Annotated in this window: 18 protein-coding genes; 12 read left to right on the top strand and 6 right to left on the bottom strand. The window is 39.8% G+C overall.

Annotated features, from left to right (window positions below; all coding sequences use genetic code 11):
• The first annotated feature begins 296 nt into the window (after positions 1-296).
• On the top strand, positions 297-1,025 hold the full coding sequence (locus PTUN_RS10015; protein ID WP_009840148.1) for a substrate-binding periplasmic protein: 729 nt from the start codon (positions 297-299) through the stop codon (positions 1,023-1,025).
• 174 nt (positions 1,026-1,199) lie between these two features.
• Here the strand turns inward: PTUN_RS10015 and nhaR are convergent, their stop codons facing one another.
• Entirely contained in the window at positions 1,200-2,096 is an 897-nt protein-coding gene (gene nhaR, locus PTUN_RS10010; RefSeq protein ID WP_009840147.1) for a transcriptional activator NhaR, read from the bottom strand.
• 110 nt (positions 2,097-2,206) lie between these two features.
• On the opposite strand from nhaR, the gene PTUN_RS10005 reads away from it, so the two are divergent.
• Both PTUN_RS10005 and PTUN_RS10000 read left to right on the top strand, forming a co-directional pair.
• Positions 2,207-2,518 (top strand): hypothetical protein, encoded by a 312-nt coding sequence (locus PTUN_RS10005; RefSeq protein WP_009840146.1) that lies wholly within the window; start codon positions 2,207-2,209, stop codon positions 2,516-2,518.
• Between the two features lie 374 nt (positions 2,519-2,892).
• Positions 2,893-3,330: a GNAT family N-acetyltransferase gene (locus tag PTUN_RS10000; protein ID WP_009840145.1), complete on the top strand. Its 438-nt coding sequence runs from the start codon at positions 2,893-2,895 to the stop codon at positions 3,328-3,330.
• A 211-nt stretch (positions 3,331-3,541) separates the two neighbouring features.
• Here the strand turns inward: PTUN_RS10000 and PTUN_RS21790 are convergent, their stop codons facing one another.
• Positions 3,542-3,718: a DUF6435 family protein gene (locus PTUN_RS21790; protein ID WP_009840144.1), complete on the bottom strand. Its 177-nt coding sequence runs from the start codon at positions 3,716-3,718 to the stop codon at positions 3,542-3,544.
• Between the two features lie 237 nt (positions 3,719-3,955).
• Between PTUN_RS21790 and PTUN_RS09995 the strand changes: the two genes are divergently transcribed.
• The 3 genes from PTUN_RS09995 to PTUN_RS09985 all read left to right on the top strand — a co-directional run bounded on the left by PTUN_RS09995 (position 3,956) and on the right by PTUN_RS09985 (position 8,467).
• Positions 3,956-5,119, top strand: coding sequence for a hypothetical protein (locus PTUN_RS09995; RefSeq protein ID WP_009840143.1), 1,164 nt, complete (start codon positions 3,956-3,958; stop codon positions 5,117-5,119).
• Between the two features lie 12 nt (positions 5,120-5,131).
• Entirely contained in the window at positions 5,132-7,252 is a 2,121-nt protein-coding gene (gene ovoA / locus PTUN_RS09990; RefSeq protein ID WP_009840142.1) for a 5-histidylcysteine sulfoxide synthase, read from the top strand.
• Between the two features lie 72 nt (positions 7,253-7,324).
• Entirely contained in the window at positions 7,325-8,467 is a 1,143-nt protein-coding gene (locus PTUN_RS09985) for an aminotransferase class I/II-fold pyridoxal phosphate-dependent enzyme (protein WP_009840141.1), read from the top strand.
• 201 nt (positions 8,468-8,668) lie between these two features.
• On the opposite strand, the gene PTUN_RS09980 is transcribed toward PTUN_RS09985, so the two are convergent.
• Positions 8,669-9,325: a nitroreductase family protein gene (locus tag PTUN_RS09980; protein ID WP_009840140.1), complete on the bottom strand. Its 657-nt coding sequence runs from the start codon at positions 9,323-9,325 to the stop codon at positions 8,669-8,671.
• A gap of 32 nt (positions 9,326-9,357) precedes the next feature.
• Positions 9,358-9,648, bottom strand: coding sequence for a putative quinol monooxygenase (locus PTUN_RS09975; protein WP_009840139.1), 291 nt, complete (start codon positions 9,646-9,648; stop codon positions 9,358-9,360).
• Between the two features lie 129 nt (positions 9,649-9,777).
• On the opposite strand from PTUN_RS09975, the gene PTUN_RS09970 reads away from it, so the two are divergent.
• Positions 9,778-10,713, top strand: a complete 936-nt coding sequence (locus PTUN_RS09970; RefSeq protein ID WP_009840138.1) for a LysR family transcriptional regulator — start codon at positions 9,778-9,780, stop codon at positions 10,711-10,713.
• A gap of 106 nt (positions 10,714-10,819) precedes the next feature.
• Here the strand turns inward: PTUN_RS09970 and PTUN_RS09965 are convergent, their stop codons facing one another.
• Positions 10,820-11,551, bottom strand: a complete 732-nt coding sequence (locus tag PTUN_RS09965; RefSeq protein WP_009840137.1) for a hypothetical protein — start codon at positions 11,549-11,551, stop codon at positions 10,820-10,822.
• A 504-nt stretch (positions 11,552-12,055) separates the two neighbouring features.
• Here PTUN_RS09965 and PTUN_RS09960 point away from each other — a divergent pair.
• From PTUN_RS09960 to PTUN_RS09950, 3 genes are all read left to right on the top strand, one after another.
• Entirely contained in the window at positions 12,056-14,293 is a 2,238-nt protein-coding gene (locus tag PTUN_RS09960) for an EAL domain-containing response regulator (protein WP_009840135.1), read from the top strand.
• Positions 14,294-14,296: 3 nt separating this feature from the next.
• Positions 14,297-16,207: a sensor histidine kinase gene (locus PTUN_RS09955; protein WP_009840134.1), complete on the top strand. Its 1,911-nt coding sequence runs from the start codon at positions 14,297-14,299 to the stop codon at positions 16,205-16,207.
• A 162-nt stretch (positions 16,208-16,369) separates the two neighbouring features.
• The gene (locus PTUN_RS09950; protein ID WP_009840133.1) at positions 16,370-18,364 is read left to right on the top strand and encodes an alpha-amylase; all 1,995 of its coding nucleotides are present in this window, start codon (positions 16,370-16,372) and stop codon (positions 18,362-18,364) included.
• A gap of 129 nt (positions 18,365-18,493) precedes the next feature.
• Here PTUN_RS09950 and PTUN_RS09945 read toward each other — a convergent pair whose 3' ends face one another.
• On the bottom strand, positions 18,494-19,981 hold the full coding sequence (locus tag PTUN_RS09945) for an alpha/beta fold hydrolase (RefSeq protein WP_009840132.1): 1,488 nt from the start codon (positions 19,979-19,981) through the stop codon (positions 18,494-18,496).
• Between the two features lie 140 nt (positions 19,982-20,121).
• Here PTUN_RS09945 and PTUN_RS09940 point away from each other — a divergent pair, with 140 nt between their 5' ends.
• Both PTUN_RS09940 and PTUN_RS09935 read left to right on the top strand, forming a co-directional pair.
• Complete coding sequence (locus PTUN_RS09940; RefSeq protein WP_096035247.1) at positions 20,122-21,666, top strand: LytR/AlgR family response regulator transcription factor; 1,545 nt, start codon at positions 20,122-20,124, stop codon at positions 21,664-21,666.
• Positions 21,667-21,903: 237 nt separating this feature from the next.
• Positions 21,904-22,962 (top strand): M35 family metalloendopeptidase, encoded by a 1,059-nt coding sequence (locus PTUN_RS09935; protein ID WP_009840130.1) that lies wholly within the window; start codon positions 21,904-21,906, stop codon positions 22,960-22,962.
• The last annotated feature ends 10 nt before the right edge of the window (positions 22,963-22,972 follow it).

Genomic DNA, 22,972 nt, shown 5'->3' with positions numbered 1-22,972 from the left:
AAAAAAGGCTGAATACCTCATAATTTATTGATAGCCAGTGAGTTTTTAGTTAATAAGACCGCGGTATAAGAGAAAGCCATAGGGTCAGATTTTTTGACTGTTGTTTCAAAAAGAAAATACTTAGGGTTGAGCATTATTTTACAATAGGAAAGTTCGGCGCCTTTACGCTTCAGTGTGCGCTTTAATGACTTTGTTCGTGGTGAAATGACACTTCTTGGATGACCCATAATGAATGGTTTGACAAACCATAGCTTGCCATCAATGCTTAATTAACCTGCTATTTAAAGTCGATTCTAATGATAAAACGCTCCCTTATTTTTAGTATTATTTTATTTAGCGCCAGTGTGTTTGGTCGTTGTGAGATCTCGATGAGAGCCCATGTATTCCCACCTTTAGCAATCAAAAATAACCAACAATGGTCTGGTATCGATATTGATTATGCGAATATTTTAATAAATGCTGTTGGTTGTAAGTTGAAGATAGTTGAAGCGCCTTGGCTTCGTGGTTTAAAGTTACTTGAACATGGCGAAATTGATTTAATGGTTAATGTCACCAAATCGGTTGAACGGGAAAAATACTTTTATTTTGTTGGTCCACAACGAATTGAATACATTAAACTGGTGAGTAAAAAAGGCGGTTTGCCTTTGATTAAAACTTGGCAGCAATTAGAAGCACTCGATGCGGTAATTATGCGTCAAAGAGGGTCTTATTTTGGTGAAAAATTTGAACAGGTCTTAAATAAAAATGCGCCGCTTAGAGAAAAACTCGTTGAGTTAGCGCACAATAAAACGCGGCTTGAGCTGTTAGAGTCGGGTAAAATAGATGCCTTTCTTGTTGATGAAATGTTTTTAAAAGGCTTGCCAAATAAACTCAAAAATCGGCTTGAAATCCATCCTTTGGTTATCAATAGTAATCCAGTTTTTTATGCATTCAGTAAAGCGAGTATCACAGAAGCCCGCATTTTAGAGTTTAGAAATGCATTTGAAATGATTGCAAAAACAAGTGACTTTAAAGCAATCAATTAGCTAGGCCCTTCTGAATACTTCACCATTTCACATTTAGGTTCTTTGTTTATCAATATTTTTTAACCTCAGTTCAAGATAAGAGACTCATCAAGATATTAAATTAAAAATAATTATCTAAGTTGTGCTACAAAGCTTGGCAAGATAAATTTATTTTCAAGTATTAAGGTTATTAACTTATTGGTTCATCTGCGCATATTTTACAAATTCAGTATAAATAGTGTCTTTAATTAAACGCTCTGGGGTGAAGGCGTAATAATGTTGGTAGGCGTTTTCAATGGTGCCAATAAAATGCACATCGTAGTGGCGCTCAATTTCGGCTTTCACTAGCATGGGAGCAGGAAAAACGCCAAAGCCTTGCTCACCAAGTGCTTTCATTAAGGCGCTGTCATCGACGTGGCCTGCAACAGTGACTTCTATGCCCAACTCTTGCAACCAAAAATAGATTGCTCGGCTTACTGGGCTGCCTTTAGCGGGCAGTACTACGGGTTGATTGTGAAGCGATTGTGGAAAGTTGGCGACCAATTGTTGGTGCCAGTGTTTATTGCCAAAAAACGCTAGCTGGCTTTTGCCTAATTCATGACAAAACGCTTTAAAAAGCAGCGAATTGTCTAGTGGTTTGTCTGCTAAAACTAAATCGAGTTTATGGGTCGCCATAAGGGCTAATAGCTCATCTTGCTGGCCGTCGATGCAGTGTAGGTTGGTGATGCGTTCATTATCGATTAAAGGGGAGAGCCACTTGGAGACGAGCGATTTAGGCAATACATCTGAAATGCCCACTTTTAAGGTTTGTGATATTTGAGCTATGTCGCCTTGGGTTGTTTCGAGCCATTCTTCGGCAATAGCAAACATATCGTTGGTATATTGCACTGTAACTTGGCCAAAGTCGGTTAGCCTTAAACCGCGCCCCTCACGAATAAACAGAGGCTTGCCTAAACGCTGCTCTAAACTGGTGATTTGTGCACTGACTGTTTGCGGCGTTAAATGCAGGATTTTGCTCGCTGCTGCAATACTACCGCAGCGGCTCACTTGCCAAAAATAATATAAATGATTGTAGTTAATGTTGGTTATCATTCGAAAATACCTGTTCTTTAGTCAGAAATAATCAGCTTTTATCTTGTTGGTTACGTTAGTAGATTAAGCCCAAGCCTGCAAGGTAGGCGCAACTAAAAGGTGGTAATGGTATGAAGCTAAAACTGACAATCAAAAATAAATTGGTTCAATCGGGTATTAAGGCCTCTTTGTCAAAATTGGTCAAAAATAAAATAGCCAAATACGCTTTGCATGTTCGTAAAGTAGATATTCATGTTGATGATGTTCCATCGACTTTGCATGGTACTTTTAAGGAGTGCAAAATCAATATGTTATTGCCAGGCTTACCTACGGCAGTGGTAAAAGCTAGAGGCAAAAATATACTGCATGCTATTCAACGCGCCCTTAAAAGTCTGCAGCATGTTTTAGTGCAAAAGTACCAATTTTCACAGTTACGCCCTTAATTTTGTTGCTGCACAATGATGTTAGAAGGAGGTGAGCAGCTCAACATGCGTTAAACACTTAACAACCGGACAGTTGTATTTGTTATCCTTTGTTTCATGTTAATCCCAAAAACACGTGCATAGGCAGGGATGCCCTCTATTGAAGCCCATCAAAATAGACCATTCACAGTGGGCTATTTTTTTATGCGTGAGAACGCGCTTGTACAGGTTTATATGGTGATTCATCTAAAAACCACGCTTAAAGGGGACTTGCTCAGGTATGATGTCATTTTTGGGTATTAATTACAGATGTTAGTCTGCAAGTAATAGGTAACTTGGTGAATACCCATAGGCAGTTGTATTTTATAACTGCTTATTTTTTAAAGGAATAGACTATGACTTTATCTCTTCGAGAGATTGATTCACACAATTATGAAGATGTCTGCGATCTTGAACTGCAACCAGAGCAAGTTGGTTTTTTGGCAAGTAATACTTGGACTTTGGTTGAGGCTGCTTATAATTCGGGTTATCACGCTCGCGCTATTTATTTATCAGATCAATTAGTTGGGTTGGTTATGTGGGTGCAAGAAACGCCTGAGCGCATATCTATTTGGCGTTTTATGATTGATTGTAATTATCAACAACAAGGATTAGGTCGCCATGCCTTGAGTATGGTGATTGAGGAAATTAAACAAGTCCCTGATTTAAATGAAATTGAGATTTGTTATTCCCCTAAGAATAGCGTTGCACAACGTTTTTTTGCCAGTTTAGGCTTTATTGAAACCGGCATGGATGTTCACGATGAAGATATGCTTGCTGTGATATTGCTTTAAAGCTGAGGATGGTCTGTTTTGCGCGCACTTAGCGCGCAATATCGCCTTAGTATTCCCCTTGTGTAAGTTGAGAGACAGCTTTGCCGTAGATACGAGCAAAACAGCACATAAACACAGCCAAGTAGTTAACTGCTACCCATTTTATGTTGCCGATGTTTCGAGAGTCTAAAATAAGTAACCGCTCAACCCCACCTTTTTAATAGAGTAAATTCTATTTTTTTTCGGCCTCTAGGCGTTGAATTTTTTGCCATAGATTTTCAGCATCTAAGGTCAGCATTGAATAACCGCGAATATCGCCTTTTCTTTGTGCATGCATGGCTTGTTCTAACAAGGCATCGTATTGTTTTCTCAATTTTTTGCTTGGATCAGATTTAAAAAAACTAAACATTGGCGGCTCTTATGCAATTTTTGTTATTCGATAATACGGTACTGAGTTTAAAAATGATCATAATTTAAAAATAATCATAAAAATTAGAGTGCCGCTTAATAGTGAACTAAAGTCTGTAGCGGGGCGTATTGAGTGCACATTCTCTTTTAGTTAGCAGTTTGGCCGCGATGATAAAATTGTCATTAAATTGCGCTTTACTTTTTAACAGCAAAAATAACAACAAGGTTCTCATTATTAATGGATGAAGTGAGTCGCTTGGCCAAAGAAGCCATTTTGCTATTCCAAAGTATCTTTAAGCATCTTCATTTAACTCCTGTGGTTCATTTTGAGCTTGAAGGAGGGTATGAACCACCGCTGATTGGCAATGCATTGCAGCACAACCATGCAAACCTGGGTCGTATTAATTACCAGTTAGCTCAATTGGGTATAAATGGTGAACTAAAACCTGAATATTGGCGCAACCAATGGGAATATGTGTCGTTGTTTAATGGCCAATCTCCGTTAACCGAAGCCCATGATTTAGCTCGTGCCATGATGGTTTTACCTCAACTGTTTGGTCAACAAGGTATCAAACAAGTCTTCATTAAACCTGTGCTGTGGGCCGGCGATACGGCTCGTTTAGCTAAAGGGAATAAGACGATTTTTGCTAATGGCACTCAATTGGTTCATATTCCAAATGCTGTACAAATTAATGTCAGTGTCAAAGACAGTGAAGGCAAAAATTTAGTGCCTCAAGCGGATTTTGGTGAGCAATTACAGCAGTCTTTCTTGCAATCAAGCCTAGGGTGTAGCTTAATTTACCTCCCTGAAGAAGAAGCGTTTGAGCGTTTAGGGTTAAAAAGAAACTATCAGCTTGATGCCGAGCTGAGCTCACCAGAAGACATATCAGGCGGTCATCAAGGCAGTATTGCGCTTTATAAACAGCATGGCAAACATAATCAATTAATGGGTGAAACACCGTTAATTATTGGCTTAAACCAACAAGTATTATTAAGCCAAATAGATTGGCATGCCACGGCACGCGTCGAGCATCGCTTGGGCGCGGCAAGCCTGCGTTATAATCCGTATTTAAATGTACTGTTTGCGTTAGCCAATGTTTTTTGTACGGTTAAACAGTACCTTAATCAAGATGAACAGTTTGATATTTCGATAAAACAAGCTGCCATTAAGGCGTTTATACCACAAGCGCTGCCCACGTCTTTACATTGCAAGGGACATTCAGTGGGCGCCATTACTTTATTTCGCGAACAAAATTGGCTTAGCAATACGCTGGCCGAAGCGTATCAATTTGCTTGCAGTGCTCGATTACTGTCAGCGTGGCAGCCAGAAGATAGTGTTCGCTTAAAAACTGCATTACTAAACCAATATCACCCTCAACCCGTATTACTGACAAATAAATAGCAGATAATGACTATGACTAAACTCGCCACTACCTTAAAGCCGCCTTTACTTTGTGGGCAATCAGAGCAAGAAAAACGAGCGCATATTAAAGCCTATTTTAACAATAGCTGGGCACAATATGAGTCGTTGTTTAGCAACATCAATAATGACGATGCGTTTTACATTAAAGCCGAAAAATTGCGTCATCCTTTGGTCTTTTATTTTGGTCATACCGCCACGTTTTATATCAATAAACTGATTTTGGGCAAATATATCGAGAGCCGAATTAACCCACATTTAGAGTCGATTTGTGCGGTGGGTGTTGATGAAATGTCATGGGATGATCTCAACAGCGAAAATTATGATTGGCCTGCAATTGATGAAGTACGAGCCTATCGTAATCAAGTTAATGAGCTTATCAATGGCATTATTGATGCTATGCCGCTGAGTTTGCCGATTACGCAAGATTCATTGGCGTGGATTATTTTAATGGGCATTGAGCATGAGCGTATTCATCTTGAAACATCATCAGTGATCATTCGTATGCTGGATTTAGCGCATTTGACCCCGGTTGAGGGCTGGCAAGCGTGCACCGAGTCTGGTGCTGCGCCAACAAATACCTTGGTTGCTCAAACTGGTCGCACGGTGCAATTAGGTAAGCCCGACAGTAATGCAACGTATGGTTGGGATAACGAATATGGTGATAAACAAGTAAAGGTTGATGACTTTGCTGCAAGCCAGTATCTGGTCTCGAACCAAGAGTTTTTAGCGTTTGTTGAAGCCGGAGGCTACCTGGCAACTCAATACTGGACTGAAGAAGGTCAGCAATGGCTCGCGTCAATGAAACCGCAGCTGCCACGTTTTTGGTTTAAGCGTGATGGTCAGTTATATCAGCGTAATCTGCTTGGTGAGATGCTGTTACCGCTCAATTGGCCGGTTGAAGTGAATTACCTAGAAGCCAAAGCATTTTGTAATTGGTTAGCGCAAGAAACAGGGCGCCTTATTCGCCTACCCACTGAAGCCGAGTGGCAACTGCTGCGCGAAACTCAGCCACAAGATTTAACCACTTGGTCTGAGGCGCCAGGAAATACCAATTTAGAATTTTTTGCCTCGTCATGTCCGGTTAATCGTTTTGAAACCAATGGTGTTTTTGATGTGCTTGGCAATGCATGGCAGTGGACTGAAACCCCAATCGATGGTTTTGCAGGGTTTAAGGTTCACCCCCTTTACGATGATTTTTCGACCCCAACATTTGATGGTAAACATAATTTAATTAAAGGCGGATCGTGGATTTCAACCGGTAATGAAGCGGTGATGCATTCTCGCTATGCATTTCGTCGTCACTTTTTTCAGCATGCCGGTTTTCGTTATATCGAAAGTACTAGTGCAAAAGTGCCGCTTGATCCCGTTGCCAGTTATGAAATGGATGCCAATATTGCCAATGAATTGGCAAAACATTATGGTCAACCGCTTGGTCAATTTGATAATAGCCTAGTAAGCGCCGTGACCACGGCCATGGCTCAATTAGTTGGCCATTCGTTTGAGCAAAAACGTGCACTTGATATTGGTTGCTCGGTTGGGCGAGGCAGTTTTGAACTGGCGCGTTATTTCGATAAGGTTGATGGTATTGATTTTACTGCGCGTAATATTTCACATGCTTTAGCCTTTAAAGAAGGCCAACTGCTGCGTTATGCGACGCCAATCGAAGGTCAATTGGTCGACTTTTTTGAAGTCAGTGCTTCGCAGCTTGGTTTGGCTGAGTTGACAGATAAAGTTGATTTTTATCAAGGTGATGGCCATAATTTAAAACCTCAGTTTAGTGGTTACGATTTAATTTTCTGTAACTTGGTACTGAGCCATGTTTATGATCCTGCTGCCTTTTTAACGGCACTGTCTGAGCGATTAAACCCAAAAGGGATCTTGGTACTTAACAATGATTATCAGTGGCACGTTAGTATTACGCAGCCAACAAAATGGCTTGGTGGTTTTAAGGTCAATGGTGAAAACTTTACCGGGCGTGATGGGTTAAATCAGCAACTTAAAAGCCAGTTTACCTTGTTGACCGAAACCAATGTAAATCAAGCGATGCAATTAAACCTGCGCCAAACTGTTTTAACTCAGTCTGAGTTGACGATTTGGCAGCGAAAGCAATAGCCTAGCGTCATTACTTTTTTGCGGCCTCATTAAGGGGCCGCAATTGTTTGTGCGTATTATTAGGGAAAGTTGATGACCACCTTAGTATTTGAACAACCAAAACATTTAGCTTTTATGCAAAGCCTCAATACCGAAATCACCCTTAATCTGAGCGATTCGTGTGCTGAAGGATTAAATCTTGATGAATTACTTGCACTCGATCCTGATACATTAAGTAATGTGTCGCTTGGTTATGCGCCAATTAAAGGTTCATTATTATTGCGCCAACAGATTGCACGTTTTCATAGTCAAGGATTAAGCGCTGCCTTTAATGCCGATAATGTGGCCACTTTTTGTGGTGCGCAGGAAGCTATTTTTGCCCTAATGAGCAGTATTTTATCTGCTGATGACGAAGTGATTGTATTTACTCCTTGTTATCCATCGCTTGAGTATTTACCTAAGGTGCTTGGGGCCAAAGTTCACACTATTGCATTACAAGAAAAACAGCATTGGCAGTACGATATTGAAGCATTACAACAGCTTATTAACTCTCGGACTCGGCTCATTATTATTAATATGCCTCATAACCCAACCGGTAGTGTGCTAAATCAGCAGCAAGCGAGCGCAATCTGCCAGATGGCGGCAAACGTGGGTAGTTTTATTTTGGCCGACGAAGTTGCCTTGCAAGGTTATAGCGAAAGTGAGCCACTGCGCAGTTTATTTAGTGAATATGATAAAACTATTCACTTTGGGGTGATGTCCAAAAGTTTAGGGTTAGCGGGTATTAGAATTGGTTGGGCCATAACGCAAGATAAAGCATTACTGCAAAAAATGCTGAGCGTAAAAAGCTACGGTTCAATTTGTGGCTCAGCAGTTGATGAACAACTAGCACGTATTGCACTTTTGCACAGCGAGTTGATATTAGCCCGAAATAACCAGCAAATACGCGATAATATCGCCCATTTTGAGCGCTTTATGACAGCCTATAAAGGGTTATTTTCTTGGCATCCGCCACAAGCTGGCTCCCTGGCACTAGTTAAGTTTAATCATGCAATGCCGATTGAACTGTTTGCTCAAGAGTTGGCAAATGAGCAACAAACCCTGATTTTGCCAAGTCGTTTATTTGGTTTAACGGGTAACTATTTTCGCCTAGGGCTTGGACGGAAAAATTTTCAGGAAGGCATTGAGCGACTCGCAAGTTTTATCGATAGCCAATATCTCTATCACTCTCCTTAAATGGGATCTGTTGGCCTTTCGAGATTTTTACTTAGCCCAGTTACCAACCTCGTGCCGCGATTAAATTACCCCTAGATTAAACAAATTTCAATCCACAAAGGTCAACACGGCCTAGTTGAAAGAGCTCTACGATAGGTGAGAGCTCATTGACTAGACTCACTAGCTCCAATCTGGCGAGCCAGTTTGCTGTTTTATGTGTGATTAAATAACTTGGATAACTTGCTCTGCCGCAAGGCGTGATTTTGGTAGGGCAGCATTATAGTCTTCACTTGGTAAGTGATAGCCTAACGCAAGCGCCACATCACAGACATAACCGTTTAATTCGGCCTTAAAAATTTCACCGATTAGCTCGGCATCTACCCCCTCCATCGGGGTTGAGTCAATCCCCAAACGCGCTGCTGCATGCATGGTATTTCCAAGCGCAATATAGGTTTGAGCTTTTGTCCATGTGGCATTGTTACCGGTTTCATCGGTATTTAAGTCAACAAACGCAAATGCACCAAATGCTTGCTCACGATTTTCTGCTTTTGTACGGCCATTTTTAATATCTGCTTCAATGACTTTGGCATAATCATCACGGCTATATTTTGGTTGATGAGCAAATAAAATGATGTGAGATGCTGCTTTAATATGCGGCTGATTAAATTGAAATTTATTAGCAAATGAGTCGTGCATACGTTGCTTAGCTTCATCAGACTCAATCACAATAAACTTCCAAGGTTGAGAATTAATTGATGAGGGAGATAAACGCATGGCTTCATAAATTACGGCTAAATCTTCAGGTGCAATTCGTTTAGTTGCATCGTATTTTTTGGTGGTATAGCGTTTGTTGAGGTCGCTAATAATTGGGTGTGTCATGGCACTCTCCTGAATAAGTTTAATGTTTAAAATTAGTTGATAGACGTCATTTCGTTAAGCGTAAATGATTCAACGGCGTCTTCAGTTGCAACTAAATACTGCTTAAAGTGTGGTGTATTCATGTGGGCGAGTAAGGCTTCGCGATTTTGCCAGTTTTCATAAAGCATAAAGTGAGTTTGGTTATCATTGTCTTGGTGTAAGTTATAATTGATACAGTCAGGCTCAGCACGGGTCGCTGCAATGAGTTTTATCAACTCGGTTTTTACTAACTCTATCATGTCGTTTTTGGCAAAAACATTGGCCAAAATTGTGAGTTTGCTCACTTTAATTCCTTAAAAATGAATAAAAAATAGTGCTCACCATATTTGATGATATGGCCGCTATGGTAGTTCTTGCTTTGTATTAATTAAACAGGATAATTATTGAATCATTATCAAAAAAATATAGATAATATGCAGATTGAAGACTTAAAACTTATTCTCAAAGTCGCTGAGTTTAGAAGCATTACCCTTGCTGCGGCGAAACTAGATATGCGCATTGCAACGGCAAGTGCTGCGATTAAACGAGTTGAAACAGAACTCGGTACTGAGTTATTTGTCCGTACAACACGCCATTTGAGACTTTCATCTGCTGGAGAGCGTTATATTCCGCAATGTGAACAAGCATTGCTCGTGCTTGAGCAAGCAAGGCAAAATCTCAAAGGGGAACATGATGAAATTGAAGGCGAACTGCGTATTGCATTGTCATCTGATTTAGGGCGCAATTTAGTGATCCCCTGGATAGATGAAATCATGGATAGCTACCCAAAAGTGAGTTTAAGAACACACATCAGTGACAGTAATATCGATTTTTATCGTGACTCGGTAGATATTGCCCTGCGTTATGGTTCGCCCAGCGATGCAAGTATGTATGGTTTTAAAATTGGCCAAGTGCCGCGCTTATTGTGTGCCAGCCAAGCGTATTTAGATCAACATGGTTATCCAACCCATCCAGATGATTTAAGCCGTCATCAAGGGCTTTTTTATCAGCTGCAAGATATTATCAATAATGTTTGGGAGTTTACCGATGGTGAAAGCAAATTTAAGGTCAAAATGGATGGTCGCCGCGCTTCAAATGATGGTGATTTAGTGCGGCGATGGTGTGTGGCGGGTAAAGGTGTGGCGGTTAAATCAGCACTCGATATTGCAGAGGACTTACTCAATGATAAAGTAGTGGCTTTGATGCCTGATTACCCGCATATCAGTGCTGAGCTTTGGTTAATATGCCCAAGCCGCCAATCGATTACGCCGGCTGTGCGTTTATTGCGTGATGTTTGCCGAGAAAAAACGGCGTTTTTATTAAATCAATTGGTTGCTAAAGGCATTTTAGATAAAAATGCGCTTAGTTAACTCTAAGCGATTTAAATAAAACACTATGCGACATGACTGATTTTGACTAATTAAAGCTGTTGATTTGAATAGAAATTCCCCTTGTAAGGCCACATAGCTAGGGTATTTATAGCAATTCACCTAAAACTAATAAGTGTTGATAAGTCTTAAAATAGTCGGTCATAAAGTGCTCAGCTTTATCGCTGATGGTATCAATACTGCCGTGTGCCATCGGTACATTAATCAAGCCATTAGCTTCAAAACAAATTACTTTACCATTGCCTTTACCGTCGAGATAAATAAAGCCGGTATAGGCTTTTGCTTGACCTTGTAAACTAAAAATAACTTGTTCTTTTAAGCGGTAAATGCATTCATAAGTGTGATTATCGCGCCAGATTGCATCATCAAGTGCGTTGGGTTGTATCAGCTTTTGTTTTAGTTGCAGCAGTTGCATTTGGCTATGGTTGGCTTTGGTATGCAAGGTTTGATTGCGATCTTTAAGTTCTTTAATTTTAGCGCGTACTTTTTTGGCTGTAGGCGCAATAGTTTTAAACTCGGCCAGTTGCTTTTTGTATTGATCTAAGGTGTCGTTGCTTGGCGCAGTAGGTTCGTTAATATTTTGAAGTTCCAATACTTTTTCGTGGTATCTATCACGCTCAATCAGTAGTTGGAGGTTTTTAGCTTGTAGTTGGCTTATTTGATCTTGTAGCGCATTTATCTGCTGTTTGGATTGCTCTAGTGCGTTGTGCATATGCTCAAATTCAGACACATCTTGATTGCATGACGTAATGAGGGCTTCAAGAATGTCGCTCGTTTCAAGGTTGTGGTTAGAAAGTAAACTTGCTAATGCGGTATTCATCACTAAGGCTCACCTTTTTGGCAGATTAAAAACAATTAAGATTAGACACATACCTAGGGCGTACATTACAAAACGAGGTATGCAGATTAACAACACTAAATACGGCTTAGCGCGCGGCAAAGTTCACCGTAATATTTAAAATGCGCAGCATATCTGAGTAAAAATATTCGCTGCGTTATGCGTTATGCGTGATATTTGACTATGCAAACCTAGGGTCACTTAAATTATGTAACGAGCGTGTGCAAATCGCTTTTTCATAAGTTAAGTTGTTACGTTCAATGGTGCTGCAGATTCTTCAAGGGCCAAAATACTATTTTTAATGTTAACTGCGTTAGAGTGCCAGGTGGTGCTGCTTTTTTCACACCTGATTTTAGCGTCTAACTATTTAAGTTTAAAAATAAAAATTATCTTAAATATTAACTATGTACTATATTTTTTTAGCTAAGTATTGGTTTTATACTTTTTATAAAGCAAATAACGCAAGGTTAATCAAAGGAGAGGTTAATGACTAGCGCTGAAAATGTATTATTTGAGTTTGTTGAAAACAACTCTCTGCCTGAAGAAAATAAAAATCTAGTAAAAATCCTAACCGTTGAAGACGATATAAATTATCAAAATGCCCTCATTAATAGTTTTAAAGCACTCACCCTGGATGATGGTATTCAATTAGACATCTTAACTGCTCAGTCGGTGACTGAAGCTGCCTTGGTTTTAGCGCGAAATAGCGATATTGCATTGGTATTTATTGATGTGGTGATGGAGGACGATGATTCTGGTTTAAGGCTCGTTGATACCATACGTAATGTGATTGGTAACCGAGAGATGCGAATTGTCTTATTGACGGGCCAACCTAGTTTTGCGCCAGAGCGTAAAGTGATGGAATCACTCGATATTGATGAGTACTGGAATAAATCAGATATCACCATCGAAAAACTACACTCTATAGTTAACAGTAACCTTCGAACATATAATTATATTGTGCAGATTTCTGCGGCCAAGCATGGCTTGCAATTGGTATTAGACGCTGCAAGAAGCATAAACAGTAAACATGATATCGAGTCATTTTCATCAGCGGTTTTAGACGAAATCACTAATATTTTAAATATCTCCGAAGGGGGCGGTGTGCTGTGCTCTGGTAATACTCAACATTCTGAAGTTGCGCCCAAAGTGATAACAACCAGTGGTTGTTTTAGAGGGTTGGAAGGGCAGTTCCTTACGGCTAAATCACTTGATGATGAAATTTATCAAGCAGTTAAAAAATCCATACACACTAAAACACATGTTTTTAGCCCGCACCATACAGTATTTTATTTCGAGACACCTGATTTTGATAATAACCATTACATCACAATTGTAAAATCTGACAACCCTATAAGTCAGCAAAATATTTATTTATTACAAGTGTTTAGTGAAAATGTGAGTACCGGATTTAGTAATATAGCTTTATTAAATCGACTCACCGAACTTGCCTATACCGACGTTGCGCTCAATATGCCAAACCGTAATTGGTTACAGCGTGAAATTGAAAATATGAATGCGAGTGAGCAGCAAAAAACGTTGCTGTTAGTATTTGAAATACTTCAATTTGATGAAAAGTCATTTAGTTTTGGTTATGAGTTTTGTAATAAAACCTTAAAAAGGTTACAGCTCAATATACAGCAGCAGTTGGCAAGCTATTCACCGAGGATTGCGTTATTTAAAAATGATAGTTTGGGTGTGTTAATTGCCAACGACCCCCCATTAAGTGACTCGGTTATTGATTCTTTCAACCGACAAGCTTTTGTGGCTGACGGTGTACTACAAATTATGGATGTTCGAGTTTTGGCCGTTGACTTGAATTCTGTGCTGCAAAATAACGCCAGTCAAATCTTTAACTTAGCCGAGTCGACCTTAAATGAAGCAAACATTAATTTAGCAGAGTTTATTCGATTCACTCCGGCCAATACTCAAGCGTTAACACGCCGATTTGATTTGATGTTAAAGCTGCGCTCGGCAATTAGAAATAATGAACTTATGATTGCTCTGCAACCTAAAGTAAATTTGAATTCGCACAAAGTTGTTGGTTTTGAGGCACTCGCTCGTTGGCAATTAGCGGATGGTACGTTTATTAGTCCAGATGAGTTTATTGAGTTAGCAGAAACGGCAGGGCTAATTAGTGTGCTCGATAAATTAATATTTGATAAAATACTTGAAGCGACAAACGTATTAAATTGCCATGGTTATTGTTTACCTATTGCATTTAATGCATCCACTTCTGATTTATTATCTGATCAATATTTTGTTGAAATGACAGAAAAAATTGCAAAATATGGGGTATCACCACAACAATTAGAATTAGAAGTGACCGAAACTCAAGCTATTTTTAATTATGAAAAGGTCAATAAAACGTTGCACAAGTTTGCAAAGTTAGGGATTAAAATTAGCATAGATGATTTTGGCACTGGTTATTCTTCACTGCAACATATAGCGCAAATACCAGCTCATGCAATCAAAATAGACCGTTGTTTTGTAAGTAATTTACAAAATAACGAGTCTAATGAGCATATTATCAATATGATTATGATGCTGGCTGATACCTTTGGTTTTGAAGTGATAGCGGAAGGGGTTGAAAATAAGTACGAGCAAGAATGGCTATCAAACATTGGCTGTCGAATTGCACAAGGCTATTTATTTGCCAAACCCATGTTTATGGATGATTTACTTGTTTGGTTAAAAAATAACGAAAAGCTTCATGGCAGATAACAGATGCTTAAGCAAGTAGCTTCGATTAAGCGTAGCTTTGTAATAACGCTAACAGGTGCAATTGTTGCTTCATTCTTGTTTAGTTGCCTTGTGTTTTATCAACAATATCAAGCAAAACTAAACAGTATTCAAGATATTCAAGATGATCTCATTTTTCGATCGCATAATCTATTTAATCGAGAACTCGGCAGTATTCGACAGCTGATGAAGTTACTTGTTGCCGATAATGCCTTAAAAAGCACAACTGACAACAGTGACTCGGTTAATTTGAATCAGATAAATTCTAAGGTATTACAGCACTTCATCGACTTTGGTTCTGCCACGGATCTTATTTCACAAATTCGCTGGCTTGATGCGTCAGGCCAAGAGCGTTTTAGGGTTAATTTTGAAAATAATGCGTATGAGGTGATCCCAGAAAATGAACTCCAAAACAAAAAACTAAGATATTATTTTCAACAAGGTATGTTAGTTAAACCACCTAATATCTATACCTCAGTATTAGATTTAAACATTGAAAATAAGGTGATTGTTAAGCCTTATCAACCGACATTGCGTGCAACTTACCGCACCAATAGTTCCGACTATTATTTTGATGGATTATTGGTGGTTAATTTTAATTTATCTGACTTATTTAAACAGTTTGCTTCACATTCTGAAGCTAAAGCGCAGTTATTTGTTTTAAATTCAGAGGGTCATTGGTTATTACATCAAGATAAAAGTAAAGAGTGGGCTTTTATGTTTGATGCACAGACCCCGTCGTTAGCCGAAGAGTCCCCAAAACTTTGGCAACATATAGCATCATTACCGATAGAAGAAATAGGTCATTTTGCAGAGCACAGAGTAAAAAGCTTTATTAAAATGCTGATGTTTGATGACAATACATCAGAAGTAGAAACTAACTATGTAATTTTACTTGTTAAAAGTATTGATGAAGTGCTGCAAAATTTATTTTGGCATGCCATCCAAACGGCGGGCCTTACTATGCTGATATTGGTGGCTATATTTGGTGTATATCTTTGGCGTGAATATCACTTCAAGCTCAAATTATTAAGTAGTGCGATAGAGCTGCAACAAGAACAACAGGCCCTGACTGTCGCAAACCAAAAATTAAACAAAAACCTAATTCAGCAGCAGAAGTTACAAAAAGATCTGGTTGAGGCACAGAAGTTATCTTCACTTGGTATGATGGTGGCTGGCATTGCGCATGAAATGAATACGCCAGTTGGTGGGGCTGTGATTTCAACTTCCAATGCGCAGGTTATTTGCCAAAAACTGCAAGATCAAATTCAAAAAGGGCTTACAAAACAATATTTAGATGAAAGCTTAGTTTCAATCAATGATAACTTATATTTATCGCGCTTGAATTTAGATAAAGCGGTGATGCATATTAAAAGCTTTAAACGAATGGCAATAGATAGGGCCAGTGAGCAGCTCGTTAGCTGTGATATGAATAAAATTGTTGATGATTTATTTGCTGTTTTACATCCTAAGTTTAAAACCTCAAGGGTTGCGTTAAATAAACATATTGAGACTAACTGCAATTTAGTTAGCAGGCCTGGTATTATTTCTCAACTATTGGAAAACTTAATTCTCAATGCATTAGAGCATGGTTTTAATGAGGGGGAGGTAGGTCAAATTGATGTCAGAGTATTCAATCTTGACCTTAAAACGATTTGCATCACAGTTAGTGATAATGGCATGGGCATTAATCCCGACTTGCGAGATAAGCTATTTGAGCCCTTTGTTACATCCTCACGCAATCATGGCCATACAGGACTTGGATTATCTATGGTAAAGCAATGGGCGACAAAAATTTTACAAGGAAGCGTTAGCATTAAACAGCAAGAGGAGCTGCCAAAAGGGATCTCGACTCAATTTGAAATTGTTTTACCTATCAATATTAGTGTTCTGTGAAGAGGGGGATCGGTTGCTGCTTTAGCGTGTCGCTTTTAAAATTGGTTTTTTTCAATAGCTAATACGCATCTCTTATTTTTTTTGCATACGTATTCAAAGGGTGTTTCCGAATAAGGTTCGCTATTGTTATTAAATTGTAAACAATAACAAAAAGAGCACACCATGAAAAATAGCACTATTTCAGCAATTGCAACAAGCTTATTCTTTTTTCCAAGCATTAGCATTCACGCGGCCCCCACCACTTTTGTTCATTTATTTGAATGGAATTGGCAAGATGTGGCGACAGAATGTGAAACATTTTTAGGCCCAAAAGGCTATGCCGCTGTTCAAGTATCCCCGCCAAATGAGCATGTTACAGGCAGCCAATGGTGGACCCGCTATCAGCCTGTTAGTTACCAGTTGCAAAGCCGAGGCGGAAACCGCACCGCTTTTGCTAATATGGTCAGTCGTTGCCAAGCGGTCGGGGTTGATATTTATGTTGATGCGGTCATTAATCACATGGCGGCAGGAAGTGGCAGAGGGGTAGCAGGTAGTGCGTTTTCGGCAAAACAATATCCAATTTATAGCCCCCAGGATTTTCATACCACGTGCACCATAAATGGGGAAGATTACGGTAATAATGCTTGGCGAGTGCAACATTGTGAATTAGTTGGATTGCCCGATTTAAATACCGCATCAAGTTATGTGCAAGATACTCTTGCCGAATTTTTAAATGATTTAGTCGGTTTAGGGGTCAAAGGCATGCGTTTAGATGCATCAAAACACATGCCTGCCGGTGATATTGCCAGTATTTTAGCCAAAGTGAATGGCTCACCACTTATCTTTCAAGAAGTTATAGATCAAGGAGCTGAAGCCGTATCAGCCAGCGAATATTTTAATAATGGTTTAGTAACCGAATTTAAATACAGTACAGAGTTAGGCCGAACATTTAAAACGGGCAAGTTAGCTTGGTTGAGCCAATTTGGTGAAGTGTGGGGCATGATGCCTAGTCACAAGGCGGTGGTATTTGTTGATAATCATGACAACCAGCGCGGTCATGGTGGTGCTGGCAATGTGATAACGTTCGAAGATGGCAAGCTGTACGAATTGGCTAATGTTTTTATGCTTGCCTATCCGTATGGTTATCCAAAAGTGATGTCGAGCTACAACTTTCATCATGATACTGACGCGGGCGCCCCTGGCGAATCAATTCACCAAAATGGCCAAGTAAATTGCACCATACAAGGTTGGCAGTGTGAGCATCGCAAAGACATGATTGCCGGTGCGGTTGATTTTAGAAACAATACCACAGCTGCATGGCAAGTTAGTAACTGGTGGGATAATGGTAATAATCAGATTGCTTTTTCTCGCGGTGCAGAGGGCTTTGTGGCTATTAATCGGGAGTCCTCGTCATTAATGGCTACTTTGCAAACAGGCTTAGCGCAAGGGGAATACTGTGATGTATTGCAAGGGCGCATTTCAGCCGATAAAACCCAGTGCTTTGGTCAAACTATATTGGTCAATAGTGCTGGTTTTACCTCACTTTCTGTCAGTGCAATGAATGCCATTGCGGTGCATAAACAGAGTCGACTTGAACCTTTAAATGAAACGCCAACAATGCAACGCACTGTGGTAATGATTAAAGCGCAAACTCAAGCTGGGCAAGATATGTTTATTCGCGGTGGTATAGATCATCAATTTGCCACTTCATTAGGGCGCGATTGCACAACAACCCCAAATGACTGCGCGTTAACAATCAATCACAATAATCTTAAAAACCCAACGACTGCAATGTACAAACAAGGCGATACGTTACTCAATTGGCAGGGCGGCGAAACAAATCAAGCTGCGCAAGCACAAGGTAGCCCGCTTGATTGGACAACTGATGTTTGGCCCGCTAGTTGGGGTGCAAAAAAAACCGTAGCCAATGATGGTTATGGTGAAACTCCACTTAATACATTTGGCCAACATTATTGGTTGTTTGATGTGCAAATGGATTGCAGTAATACGGTTAATGGCTGGTTTGAACTCAAAGCCTATGTTGAAAATGGCCAAGGTTGGGAGAGCGATATCCAACAAGCTAATGCACCCTATGCCAGTAATAATCACTTTGCTAAGTGTGGTCAGCTTAATGTATTTGAATTTGGCCAAGCGGCTGCTCAGCACTTAAGCTTGTAGTTAGCCAATTGGGTTAAGATGAAAAATCAGCCAGTTGAAAACTCAACGGGCTGATTTTTTTTGTTTTTATTATTGAGCGCTTGGGTATTAACCTTAGTTCTAGATAAGGGTTTTACCAGCGTAGAGACGTTATTTACTAAAATCAGGTAATTCAATGGTGATGGTGGTGTGGCTCAGGGGCTTGCCAGCGAGAAATTCCTTAATTACCTCAGTGACATCAGGTGAACTCATAAATAAATTATGTCCTGCATTTTGTACTGTCACCTTTTGCAGGTTTGTGAGCCCAGCGGTTGCCTCATATTGGCTGGCTAAATAAGTTCGGCCATCAAGCGTGCCTGACAAAAGTAGTGTTGGCACTGAACTGCTTGGTTGAGTTCGAAACCCATCACCTAAATCTAAGTTGGGCACTTGTTTATTCAGTTGGGGCATCGGGAAGTTTAGCGCTAACCCTAATAAGCTGGTTTTAGCTTGTTCATTTACTTTTGTTAAGCGTGCATCACTAATACCAGATGCGATATCCATCGCAAAAGGCATCGCCTCAAACTTAATGCGATTGTCATTAAAATAACCACGTTTTAATACCGCATTTAGCATCTCAACTTGGCCTGTATCAAGGTCATTATACAGTTTGAGTAATAACCCAACAAAGCGTTGCGGGTCGGCAATCATGCCCGATGCCAATGCTTGTAAATGGTGTTTTTGAAATAAAAAGTCCAATTCAGGGCCATCTTTTTGCGTAAGTTTTACAGCTATTGGTTGTAATTCAAGTTTGGCATGAACGCGTTTTATTAATGCTTTGAGATCAGGATAAAGCGCTGCCGCATTAGGTTGAGTATTGATAGCGTGTTGTAAACGCTCAAAGTACGCATCTGTTTGTGCAGGCAATTTAACGGTTTGATTGAGCCCTTCAGCGCTGGCAATCACTACCTTGTCTATCTCATTTGGAAATAGTTTTAGCGCTGCAAGTGCTAAATGGCTGCCGTAAGAAATCCCCCAGAGTGTTATTTTTTTAGCGTCTAAATGCTCTCGTAGCGCATTTAAATCATGGGCATTTTGCACTGTGGTATAACCTAAAATATCAACCCCCGCTTGTTGCCAAAAATCAGTACATTCTTTGGCTGCTTGTTTATAAAGAGCATTGATTTCATCTGCTGTTTGTACTTGGGTCATAGGGGTTACTTGGCTTGACTGGCAAGTAGGTGTGTCTTTTGATAACCCAGTGCCTCGTTGATCAAGTGCTATCACATCACCAAATTCTCTGAGTGCCATAAAAAGTGGAAAGCGAAAATTAGGGTATTTTGCAGTACTGATCCCAGAGCCGCCAGGCCCACCTGATAAATACACAATAGGCGAGCCAGCTTGATTACCTGTGGCAGGAAAGCGCACGTAATGAATCGATATTTTTCGGCTGGCTGGATTAGCGCGATTTTCGGGCACCTGTAAAAATCCACTAAACGCTGCGGTTTTTTGACCATCCATGGTTTCAAATACAATGGCTTGCTCGTTTTGATATGTTTGGCTTGTTACTGGTAATGCTGTGGCAAACGTGTCTGATACCCAAAGTGTCAATAAAGTAGTCGTTATTTGGCTTAGTAATTTATAGTTGAAATTAAGCATAGTAAAAATCCTCGTTGTTTAACTGGGATTCATTTAAACTGCAATGAGTTATCTTTGCAGCTACTAATCTACTAAGTGCATTGATTTTTAAGGTTAAACCGTTAAGTGGTTGTGTTTTTTCGATAAGTGGTAGGGTTATTTTGCAGCAAATTTCACAGTTGAGTTTTCGTTTTTACCTAATAGCCATTCTAGGCTTAATGTGTTTTGCCAAACAAGCCGTTGCCAGAGATCTTATCAGTATTGACGCCCAAGCAGTCAAAGTGTGCCCTGCGCAGTTTGAGCAAAATGTACCGCCAACTTTTAGCGAACCCGAATGTAAAACCATACGCTTTTATGAATTAAATCCACAAAATAATCATCTTTGGGTCAAAGCAATACTGACGATAAATCAGCCTTATTTAGATTTACAGCAAGCCAGTGCGTTTTACCTTTTTGGCAAAACCTCGAGCGAAGTGTATTTTAACGGCGTAAAAATCGGCCAAAATGGCACGCCGCACAGCAACCCAGAACGTGAGTTTGTGGGTAAAATGGATGTGCGGTTTTATGTCCCTAATGAGTTGCTAAAGCTTGGCCCAAATGAGGTGATCTTTCATTTATCGTCCCATCATGGTTGGCTGGATTTATCGAGTCCGATGCACTTTGCCGGAATAGGTGAATACGGTTCGAGCCAAGATTTTTTTCAAAACAATATGTTGGTTTCACTTTTGTTATTGGGCGCGTTACTAATTGGCGCGGTTTATCTTGCGGCTTTAAGTATAAAAGCGCAGTCACCGCATCATGAGCGTTGGCTTTTTTTAATGGTATTTTTTGCAATTGCTCAGTTGTTTTTAGAGTTGTCTCGAGGTTTGTTTCAGTACGATTACCCGTTTCAGGATTTACGATTAATCCTGATTGTGATCAGTGCCTTTGGTTTTGGTGTCTGTTTGCTGTGGGTTTGTTTGAGTAAATTTGCCATTCTCTATCGTCAAATATGGTTGCTGCTTGGCACGGTGACAAGTGTGATGACGATTTATTTTATTCCCTGGTTTGATGTTAAAACTGCGGCCGCCATTTTAGTGCCTGCGATTATGGTGACTGTATTACTGGGTTGGCAAGTTTACTTGCAGCGTACTCAAACCTTACTGACTTATGTTGTGATTTTACTCCTGTTTGATTTGGTCGCCTTGATCACTGTTGCAACGTTCCATTCAATCTTGTTTTACTACATTATTACTGCTTTGATGATGGTCTTGCTGATTAAGCAAGCGCAAGAACTGATTGCTCATAAAGCGACACTTGCCGATGAACAAAAACAAATAGCTAAACTGGAATTTCGTTTAGCCCAATCGGTGCAACATCAAGCACCGCCTAAATTAACCCTTAACAGTGCAGGGCAAACCGAAATCCTTAATACGGCAGACATTATTTTTTGCAAAGCGGCAGGAGATTATGTCGACATTATGCTGACAGATAATAAACAACGCTTATTTAGCGGCAGTTTAAAAAGTTTACAGCTGCAGTTACCCGATACCTTTATGAAGGTGCACCGCTCTTATCTTGTGAATCTTGATTGTGTTAATGCGCTCAAATCGGCTGCAAAAACTAGCGACAGCAGCAGTGCTGGCTTTTTAATAGTGGATAATAATCATGCCATTCCTGTAAGCCGGCGTTTATTACCTCAAGTCAGAGAAGTGATTAAAGCCTAAAGTTAAGCGTTAAAACCAATATTACTTACTTGGGTGTATTTTGCTGTTAATGGGGTTGAATTGGCTCTTAATGTGGGTTTTTGAACAAAGTCGCCTCATATGTTGAACGCTGTTATTCAACAGATCTGACAAGTTGAAAATTGTTTGTTTTGAGTTGCTAAATTGTTAATAAGTTGTATCTTTTGTTTTGTTGTTATTAAATTGGCAACACCACATAATTAATAATAAGGCAATAAAATGAAAAAACTCTCACGCACCGTATTCACTCTTGCTGGTTTGTTAGCCATGCAAGCACACGCAGCTCAGCATAATATTGACGTACAATTAAATGTCGATATGCAAGATAATGGTAATGTTTTAGCGACCTTATCGTTGACCAATAACGGTAAAGGTAACGAAAAAATATTAGGTTGGTACACTGACTTAGAAGAAGAAGCGATTTTTAACATCACCCGCGATGGCGAAAAGGTGACGTTTAATGGCCCGCACTACAAACGCCCAGCACCTGCTGAAAAAGATTACATCAAACTTAAAAAAGGCCAAACCATTACGAAAAAGTTTGAATTGTCCTCTTTATATGATTTCTCAGCGCCGGGTAATTATGAAGTAAGCTATAACGTGGTGTCGTTGGATTTATTTAGCAATCAATCAATTAATAGCAATAAGCGTGAACTTCAAAACTTAAGTTCAAATTCAGTTTCATTTTGGGGCGAAGGATTAGCTAAAGGCACTGCAAACAAAGGCAAACCAGGCTCGGGCACCAGTGATTGTTCATCGGGTACCTGTTTTACCGGGCGTTGTTCTAATAGCGAGCAATCGGCAATTTTAAGTGCGCTCGCTGCTGCGGATCAAATTGCCAATGACGCAGTATCGTATTTATCAAGTCATTCAGCTTCAAACCCATCTACGCGTTATCAAACTTGGTTTGGTCAGGCCACAACAGCTCGTTACAATATCGCTACGGGTCATTTTGATGCGATTAATGATGCGATTGACAATAAACCACTTACATTCGATTGCAGCTGTAGCAAGTCATATTTTGCTTATGTATATCCTAATCAGCCTTACAAGGTGTATTTATGTAATGCATTTTGGTCTGCTAATGAGCTAGGCACTGACTCACGTGCGGGAACCATAGTACATGAGTTGAGTCACTTTACGGCTGTTGCGGGTACTGATGATATTGTTTATGGTCAAGCTGGAGCAAAAAGCTTGGCAATTTCTAACCCAGATCAAGCATTAAATAATGCTGATAGCCATGAGTATTTTGCTGAAAATACCCCAAGACAAAATTAGTTTGAGCAAT

Source organism: Pseudoalteromonas tunicata, from assembly GCF_002310815.1.
GTDB lineage: Bacteria > Pseudomonadota > Gammaproteobacteria > Enterobacterales > Alteromonadaceae > Pseudoalteromonas > Pseudoalteromonas tunicata.
The sequence above is the reverse complement of the archived record's forward strand: the minus strand, read 5'-3'. Positions and strand labels throughout refer to the sequence as shown.